The sequence below is a fragment of the Dictyobacter alpinus genome (genome assembly GCF_003967575.1).
Taxonomy (GTDB): Bacteria; Chloroflexota; Ktedonobacteria; order Ktedonobacterales; family Ktedonobacteraceae; genus Dictyobacter; species Dictyobacter alpinus.
The window spans coordinates 3,127,573-3,135,874 of the sequence record NZ_BIFT01000002.1; the positions used below are offsets into that span (position 1 = coordinate 3,127,573).

The 8,302-nt window shown below is 53.5% G+C and carries 8 protein-coding genes; 7 read left to right on the forward strand and 1 reads right to left on the reverse strand.

Annotated features, from left to right (window positions below):
* Positions 1-164: 164 nt before the first annotated feature.
* The gene (locus EL633_RS35155) at positions 165-3,008 is read right to left on the reverse strand and encodes a winged helix-turn-helix domain-containing protein (protein ID WP_126631852.1); all 2,844 of its coding nucleotides are present in this window, start codon (positions 3,006-3,008) and stop codon (positions 165-167) included.
* Between the two features lie 252 nt (positions 3,009-3,260).
* Between EL633_RS35155 and EL633_RS35160 the strand changes: the two genes are divergently transcribed.
* From EL633_RS35160 to EL633_RS35185, 7 genes are all read left to right on the forward strand, one after another.
* The gene (locus tag EL633_RS35160) at positions 3,261-3,650 is read left to right on the forward strand and encodes a hypothetical protein (protein ID WP_126631853.1); all 390 of its coding nucleotides are present in this window, start codon (positions 3,261-3,263) and stop codon (positions 3,648-3,650) included.
* 95 nt (positions 3,651-3,745) lie between these two features.
* On the forward strand, positions 3,746-3,889 hold the full coding sequence (locus tag EL633_RS36875) for a hypothetical protein (protein ID WP_161982703.1): 144 nt from the start codon (positions 3,746-3,748) through the stop codon (positions 3,887-3,889).
* A 63-nt stretch (positions 3,890-3,952) separates the two neighbouring features.
* Positions 3,953-4,264 (forward strand): transposase, encoded by a 312-nt coding sequence (locus tag EL633_RS35165; protein WP_126625229.1) that lies wholly within the window; start codon positions 3,953-3,955, stop codon positions 4,262-4,264.
* Between the two features lie 29 nt (positions 4,265-4,293).
* Positions 4,294-5,115, forward strand: a complete 822-nt coding sequence (locus EL633_RS35170; RefSeq protein WP_126625228.1) for an IS3 family transposase — start codon at positions 4,294-4,296, stop codon at positions 5,113-5,115.
* Between the two features lie 64 nt (positions 5,116-5,179).
* Complete coding sequence (locus tag EL633_RS35175) at positions 5,180-5,620, forward strand: Mu transposase C-terminal domain-containing protein (RefSeq protein WP_161981819.1); 441 nt, start codon at positions 5,180-5,182, stop codon at positions 5,618-5,620.
* Between the two features lie 536 nt (positions 5,621-6,156).
* On the forward strand, positions 6,157-6,633 hold the full coding sequence (locus EL633_RS35180; RefSeq protein WP_246039055.1) for a TniB family NTP-binding protein: 477 nt from the start codon (positions 6,157-6,159) through the stop codon (positions 6,631-6,633).
* A gap of 857 nt (positions 6,634-7,490) precedes the next feature.
* Positions 7,491-7,730: a hypothetical protein gene (locus EL633_RS35185; protein WP_126625225.1), complete on the forward strand. Its 240-nt coding sequence runs from the start codon at positions 7,491-7,493 to the stop codon at positions 7,728-7,730.
* Positions 7,731-8,302: the final 572 nt, after the last annotated feature.

The following is an 8,302-nucleotide window of genomic DNA, read 5'->3' on the forward strand; positions in this document are numbered from 1 at the left end:
CAATATGATTGATCTTGTGCTCTGCAGCCATCATTGTTGTGATAGCGTTGGATGTCTCTAGTATAGGGAGATGGTTTGAGGATGTCATGGCACGAATGTGATGTTTTCGCCTGCTACGATCTAGCAAGAATATCCTATCTCTCAGAGAACAGGGGTGAGCGTGCTTAAAGCAGATTAAGAGTACGCGCGTGCATTGCTGCTTGTGTGCGATTGGTCACGCCGAGCTTGCTGAGGATATTGCTCACATGGTGCCTGACCGTATCAGGGGAGATGACCAATGTTTCTGCGATTGTTTGATTGGTGGCGCCGTGGGCGATCAGCTTGAGCACTTCCTGTTCTCGTGCCGTCAAGGGATCAACTGGTGGCTGGATTGATTCCGGCTGCCTCCCTTGTGTGGGCTGGATCGCTCTGGTTTCATTCGCCTTCTCGAAGGCAGTCAGAAGCGTGTCCAGGTAGTCTGCCGTTTCGCGTAGGTGTTCTTGCCTTTGCAATGTGGCGAGGAGCTCTGCCATTGGCGTGCTCTCATCGACAAAACTGTGAATGTACCCTTCGGGAGCGGCCAGACGAACGGCCTGTGTGAGTAGAGAGAGAGCCTCTGGCATGTGCTGGCTCATCTGATATGCCTGAGCCTGTAAGAGCCACATTTCCAGCAGATGGGCCCATCTCCCTGTGGACTGCGCTCGTACGGCCAAAGGAGCCAGCAGGGTCAGGGCACGTTCCGGATGAGACTCGGCCAGCGCGATTCTGGCGAGCGCAATGCTTTGCCGTTCTCTTGCCAGGGGGGAGACTAGCGGCACTTCTTGTTCCACATCCCTGGCCCATTGCCTGGCCCGTGCCAGATCGTTGCATGCGAGCCAGAAGCGGATCTGTTCCACACTGCTGTAGACCGTATAGCGATACGGGGCCGAGATTGCCTGCCAGGCGTCTGCCAACAGGTGATTAGCCGTTGCTGCATCCTCTAACGCTTGGCGTGAGAGCGCAAGCTTGAGCAAGACGGTATATCCTAGCGGCAACAGTGCGTTGATTTCAGCCTGCTCGGCCAGTTGAATGGCCTGTTCAATGAGCTGGTGGGCCTCTTCTAACCTGTGCCACTCACGCAAGATATCCGCCTGGTGGGCATACGTCCAGCACACCGTCGTCGGAAGATGTCCTTCTGGGGTGCGTACCAGTCGCAGGCAGTCTTCGGTAAAGCGCCATGCTTTGTGCAATCGTCCATCCATGGTTGTATCCCAGCTAGCTTTGGTCAGGCTGATGTTCGCGAGTGCTTTATCTTCTTCTGCATGCACCTGTGTATACAGTGTCTTCATGGTCTCGAAGGCCGGCTCGAAATCTCCCTGGGCTAAAGCGGCCAGGGCGTGAGCGAAGGTGACCTGCATATGCGCTGCTGGCTGTTGCTCGTCAAGCAGGGCAAGGGCTTCTTTACAGTACGTCAGTGTCGTTCCTGCATCACCGTCGTAGTAGCCTGCGGTCACTGCTTGCAGGGCTGCGATTTCTCCCAGAAGACGCAGTGGTGCTTCTGGCTCTGGTCCCTGTCTGGCTCCTGTGATGTTTTCATCGTGCGCATGCAGTGCGACCCATGCCTTTCTGGCATCTTGCAACCAGCCTTTCGTGGTCAGGGGAGGAGCATACCAGAACAAGGCCTGTGCGTACGCCAGGCACAAACGAGGTCGCGCACGAACACTCTCTGAAGGCAATTCCTTGATCCAGGTCCAGTAAGGAGTCTGCAGCCCGCTCCAGATGTGCTGGCTTGGGACACGTTCGACCAGTTCTGCGGCCCGGCGAAGATCCTGGGCAAAGATCGCATGCAGAATGGCCTCGCTTCTATACTGATGCTCCTCATACCACTGACTGGCTCGTAGGTGAAGTGATGGCAGCTCCTCATGGAGCGTTTGTTTCAATTGATATTGAAGCGCCTCGGCAAACAGAGGATGATAGGCATACAGGTGGTGTTCCCGGTTAAGAAGGGAGAGAAACAGATTGGCACGTTCCAGTTCTTCCAGGATGGATTGGCTATCCTGTTGCGCTGACACGGCGTCGCACAGGGATGGATCAAAACTCTCCAGAATAGATGTGCGTAACAGGAACGTTTGCGCCCGTTCTGATTGGTGGTGGAGCACTTCCTGCATCAAGTAGGTAAGAATATCGTGCTGGTTTCCGTGGAGCTCACGCAGCAGGTCTGCGGGATTGGCACGTTCTCGCAACGCGAAGGCGATCAGGTGCAATCCTGCGCACCAGCCCTGTGTGCGGGCTTGTATCTTCTGGATATCCTGTGCTGAAAAATGTAGATGCATGACTGTCTCAAGAAATGTCCTGGTTTCCTCCTGGCTGTATCGCAACTGTTCGGTCTGAAGCTCCTGGATTTGTTCCTGGAGTTGAAGTCGAACAAGTGAGAACGGGGGTTGTGTGCGTGTCGAGAGGACCACACACATCGTTGGTGGGAGATACTCGATCAAAAATGAGATCAGGCCATGAATAGCCGGCTCGGTGATCTTGTCATAGTTATCTAGAATCAAGACCACGCGTTCGCTACGCTGCGCTATAGTATTGATCAGCATGGTGAGGATGGATTGCCATGCGGGCTGCGACTCTTCTTGTATGCACAGCAAAGGCCTGGCCGCGACTCCCGGCAGACAATGCTCCAGGGCGGTTAGAACGTATGCCCAGAACCGGACAGGCATATTATCGCAGATATCAAGAGAAACCCAGGCCACCCGTGGATCTCCAGGAGTGAACGTGTTTACCCAACTTGAAAGCAGGGCTGTCTTGCCGAAGCCAGCAGCAGCTGACATGAGAATGAGATGTCTTTGGAGGCCAGCATGAAGCAGAGCAAGAGGATGAGTACGAGCAATGAAGGGGCTGGGTGATGCCGGAACGAGGAGTTTCGTTTCCAATAGTGGGTTGAGAGACCAATGTGTAGCATTGGCAAGGATTGGTGTGCTTGCCTTGTCTCTATCGTCACGTTCACAATTGTTGGAACCTTTCTTTCTTCTTCCTGCATCATTTTCCATGGCTTTATCCTTTGTTTCTGTGAAAAAACCTTCCGGTAGACATGGGGATTACCTTCATCAATAGGTAAACTGGTTTGACTATAGATCATTGCTAGAATGAAATGCAAGCTCGTCTATCATTTTTCAAGTAGATGAGGTGAACTGCTTGATCTTTGACGCGTGGGGATCTGGCCGCTATGCGTCCGAGGGAGTGTACAGGAAGGCGGTCAGCTGGGAGGTGTGGATGGTGATATCAGGGGAAGACGTGAGGACGTGGGCGATGATGCGGTGGAGATCGGCGTCGAAGTGCTGGGGGCGAGGGAGTGGCATAGCCTGCAGGCGTGTCCAGAGGGAATCAGTAGAGGAGTGGTGCAGGCCGAGCAGGGTGCGTTGTTGTGTGATCGAGAGACCGGAGTGCTGGCGGTGGAGATGGAGGGCGTAGCCGAGAAAGCCAGGGGCACTGGCGGCGAAGTCATACCAGGCTGTGAGGATGGAGGTGTCATCGGTCATTATGAGTATCCTTTCGGTGTGGCCGCCAGAAGCGGCGAAGAGAAGTCGTTTCATGTGAGTTATACAGCCGCGACACAAACTTGTCGCACGAAAAGAGGCGAATTTGGGGAACTGGAAGGGAATTCGTGTGAGGATGAGGAAGAACAGGGGTGACCAATCAGGTGGTTGGTCGCCCCTGTTCTTCCTCAGCGCTCGTTCACGTCCTCTGAGGAGTCGGAGAGGAGCGCGGAGAGGGCAGCCTGGTCGACGTGGAAGCGGTGCGCGATGTGGGCCAGTTCCTGGTTGGTGGTCTGGAGACGGCAGAGGCGCAGATGAGTGAGGCTGTCGAGAGAGCACTGGAGGAGCGTGGCAAGGTGTGCATCGGTGAGGCTATGACGCTGTTGTGTTGTTGATGCCGTGCGAGGGCTGTAACGTACCTGGTAAAATAGACAGTGAAAGAAGAGAGGTACGGAAACATGACAGGGAAACGAAAAACCTATACACCCGAATTTAAATTCAAAGTCGTGATGGAAAGCTTTCAGCGTGAGACGACCCTTGAAGAAGTGTGCCGGAAATTTGGTTTGGCCAGCTCAGTGATCAGCCGATGGCGGCAAGAATTTCAGCAAAAAGGGCCAGAGATTTTTGCCGATCAACGCGATCACAAAACGCGCAACCAAGCACAAGGCTATGCACCAGGAGAATCACCTGAGGAGTTGAAACAGCTCATTGGCGACCTGGCGGTTCAAAATGAACTGCTAAAAAAATCCCGGGGGCTACTAGGCAATTAAGCGCACATGAGAAAGTTGAGATCGGGCGTATGCTCTGCGCTTCTGGTGGTCCGATCAATAAAAGTCAACTCGTCCGCGCCCTTGGCATTGCTCGCAGCAGTCTGTATCTGCATCCCAAGCGGCCTCACCTGGATAAAGCGTTGGTTGTCAGCATTGAGCAGTGGCATGAACACGATGATACACTCGGACATCGCAAGCTTGCGGTGCTCATCAAGACCGGAAAAAATCGCGTCAAACGGGTGATGCAGAAATATGGCATCGCTGCTCGGCGCAAAAAGAAAAAGTACATCTATCCAGGTAAGGCGACGCACACGGCTCCCAATCTTGTCCGAGAGATGACCGAGGAGAGTCTGCAAAAGGTGGTGTTTTCCGACATGTTTGAAGTCCATCTCGCTGATCAATCACGTGTGCGAGGGTGTTTTGCCCTCGAGAAGCAGACGCGCCAGATTCTCGGACTGGCATTTGATTATCATATGCGGGCAGATCTGGTGACCAGTGTCATTGAAACAATGACGTTCCACGCTCCAGGAGCCATTTGGCATAGCGATCAAGGAAAACAATATGGGGCGCAAAGCACACGAGAACTGCTGTTACAGAAAGGGTTTCTTCAATCGATGAGTCGTGCAGGAACGCCGACAGATAATGGATTGGCCGAGCGTTTCGTTGGGACCTTCAAGTTAGCGGTGGCTGAACGCCGTTCCTATCGAACGCTGGGTCATTTCTTGCGAGCAGCAGAATCGTGGGTCAATTTTTACAATAGGATACGTCCTCATGAGGGCTTGGGAAATTGTTCACCGTTACATTATGCTCAAACACATCAGTTGCATATGGCTCCTTTCATTTCCTTATAGGAGTGTCTCTTTTACTGGGTACTTTACAGGGAAGATCGAGCGTTTTTTTCGGACGGTGGAGCAGTTGTTTGCGGAGCGAGAGGCGGGATATGCGCCCAAAGGGGAATGGCCGAAGAAGGCAGGGAAGGAACCGAGGCGAGAGCGGGCAGGGATTGAGAGCCTGGAGGAAGTGGAGCAGCGATTTCGCCGATGGGTGATGGAGGAATATCACCAACGCGAGCATGGGGAACTGGGAATGAGTCCGAAGGAGAAATGGGAAGGAGGAGGATTTTTGCCACGGATGCCCGAGAGTGTGGAGCAATTGGATCTGCTGCTAGTGACGGTGGCCAAGAAGAGACGGGTGCAGCAAGATGGAGTGTCGTTTGAGGGGTATCGGTACATGGATCCGACGTTGTCGGGGTATGTGGGGGAGGATGTGGTGCTGCGATATGATCCAGCGGATATGGCTGAGGTGCGTATTTTTGCGGAGGATCGGTTTGTATGTCGAGCGGTGTGTCCAGAATGAGCGGGAGGGCAGGTGAGTTTAAAAGAGATTGTGGCAGCGCGTGTGGAGCAGAGGCGAGAGGTAGAGAGAGCGTTGAAGGAAAGACAGGGAGCGGTGAGGCGAGTGAAAACGGGAGTGAAACGAGGGGTGAGTGAGGAGAAGCATGCAGGAGGGGTGCCGGGAGAAGGATCGGTGGAGGCGGAGAAGCCGAGCGGGGAAGAACCTGGGCGGGTGACGTTGAAGCGATATTTTAATGAGTAGGACGTGGAAGCAGAAGGGAGCCGAGGATGGTGGATGGACGAGGCAGGTTTGTGGAAACGAGGGAATACTACCGGTTCGTGGAACTGTGTGAAAGTTGCCGGAGAGGCAGGACAATGGGGATCTGTTGTGGGGTGACGGGAGTGGGCAAGACGAGAGCGGCGAAGCAGTATGCGCAGTGGGAAGAGATTGAGCCGTTGTTGACGTGGAGAGGGGTAGTGGAACCATCGTTGTCGCCGGAGAATCCGAGGCCAAGAACGGCGGTATATACGCCGCGAGCGAGGGTGACGCCGCGACAGATGGAGCATGAGATCCGGTTGCTGAGATGGAGTTTGCGGGTGATCGGAGTGGATGAGGTGGACCGGTTGAAGCCCCTGGCACTGGAGGTGCTGAGAGATCTGCACGAAGAAAGCGAGGTGGGAATGATTCTGCTGGGGTTGCCCGGGCTAGAGAGAAAGCTGTCGAGATATGCGCAAGTGTATGGGCGTGTGGGATTTGTGCATCAGATGAGGGCGCTGGGAGTGGAAGAGCAACGGCAGATCTTGTTGGAGCAAGTGGAGAGGATAAGTGAACGGCGAGTAAATGCGAGGGAACCATTGCAGGTGGATCAAGAAGCGCTGGCGACGATGATCCGGATGACGGAGGGGAATTTTCAACGGCAGAAGCATGTATTGATGCAAATCGAGAGAATCGTGCAAATTAACCCGCAGGTGGATGTGGTGAGTAAGGAGGTGGTAGAGGCAGCGCGGGAGCAACTGGTGTATGGGCGAGGGTGAGCGCGAGAGGGGAAAGGCAAGCAGAGAAGTGCGAAGACAGGAGAGGTATCGAGCAGGTGCCTCTCCTTTGTGTATCCTCATGCACCTACATTGTTTGGATCCTGGGAGGAGAGGATCGCGTTTGAGGCAGTCGAGATCGCTGGGAATGGGTTTGATTGTCTTGGGAAATGCGCGGTGGTGGAGAGTGGGCCGGAGGGGATGCTGCTGCTGCTGGAAAGAGTTTTCTTTGTCCTGTGTCCTGTATCCCCTGGGCAGGTGTGTGCTGTGTTCAGATGGATAATTTTGTATACGGAGATATATTTCATCATATGATGAATAGATGTAGGTGAAATGCTGTTGCGGCTTTTCTGTTGACGTGATGAGTAGTTGGCAGTGGGCAGGAACAGGAGCAGCAGCCTGGTTTAGGTGTAGGGATCGGTCTTCATCCTGCAAGACTGGAATGTCGGAGGAGCAGCGCTGCTGCTGGGAACCTGTCTGCGTGGCATGTGGGGAGGGAGAGGAAAAGAGAGGGAAATCCTCTGATGAATGCAGAGCATCATCTCGTGATATCCATGGATCAGAACACATGCGCCTGGCTGAGAACAGAGGCGGTAGATGATCCCCAAGGAGATGTCCATCTGCTAGCTGCACCTCTGCCTGGTGGGGGATGTGCCATGGTGTCGAGCTAGAGTTGTTCGCGGTGCCGTCCGACGGGGAGTACCCGAGCTTGTGTCTGACATTGGGAGAACAGATGGTGGGCAATCAGTGTGATGGGCATTCGTGGAATTGGCTGGCCAGACACATGAAACCTGGGTGGATGGCTCGAAACTGGAGGTGCTGTCGACAGCATCCTCAAGTACCGAAGAGAGCTCTGCTTCTTGGAGTATTCCGATGCTGGAGCGGATCGTGTTGACGCCAGAGAACCCCTCGATGAAACAGGTGTGTTCCAGCTGGTACGTGGTGGTATCAGCATCATCGTGGTGCATGGCCCTGGTTCCTTCACCCAGTTGAGCCGTAACGTGATGTCCATCCTGGCATGGATGAGCTTGCCCCCAGTGGCGATGTTTGTCGCTGGGAGATTGATGACACCATGGTGTGGTAGCGTGTGCTGGAGGTGACAGGAGGGAAGTGCAATACGTTTGATCACCCCGAAGAGGCTGCCCAAGTCTGGGTATGTTGCCGCTAGAGAGCCTCCCCAAAATGCAAGGCGCGTAGCGGCCTGAGCATGAATATTTTTGGGGGCATGAATGCGTCCTTTTTTGGAGAAAATGGCCTGGCTGAAAGGATAGTATCTGTTGAAATACAGGCTTCACTGTCACTTCCAGGCCATTCATGTTTTCTGTTGGAGAGTGTAAGCGCGACAGCGCGTTGAGTCTGCCAATTCCCTATTCCAAAGGAGGTGGTGAGCTGAGGAGTGGCAGAAAGGACAGTAAAATATGCTAGAGAGCTGATGGGCGTAGGGAAAAAGAGGGATCTTAGCACCCTTAAGAAGAAAAGTACTGAAAAGAGCATATTATCTATTTATAGAGATATAAGAGTAAAAAGAGTTAAAATGATTATACATATAAATTCCAATAATACAATACTTTGTTGATAGAGTATCAAGTTAGCTAGCAATAGAATGATGAAGTTCGAGAGGAGCGACAGCGACTCGATCGAGCGACTGCGACAGCAGGAGCGCGCTGCCCCC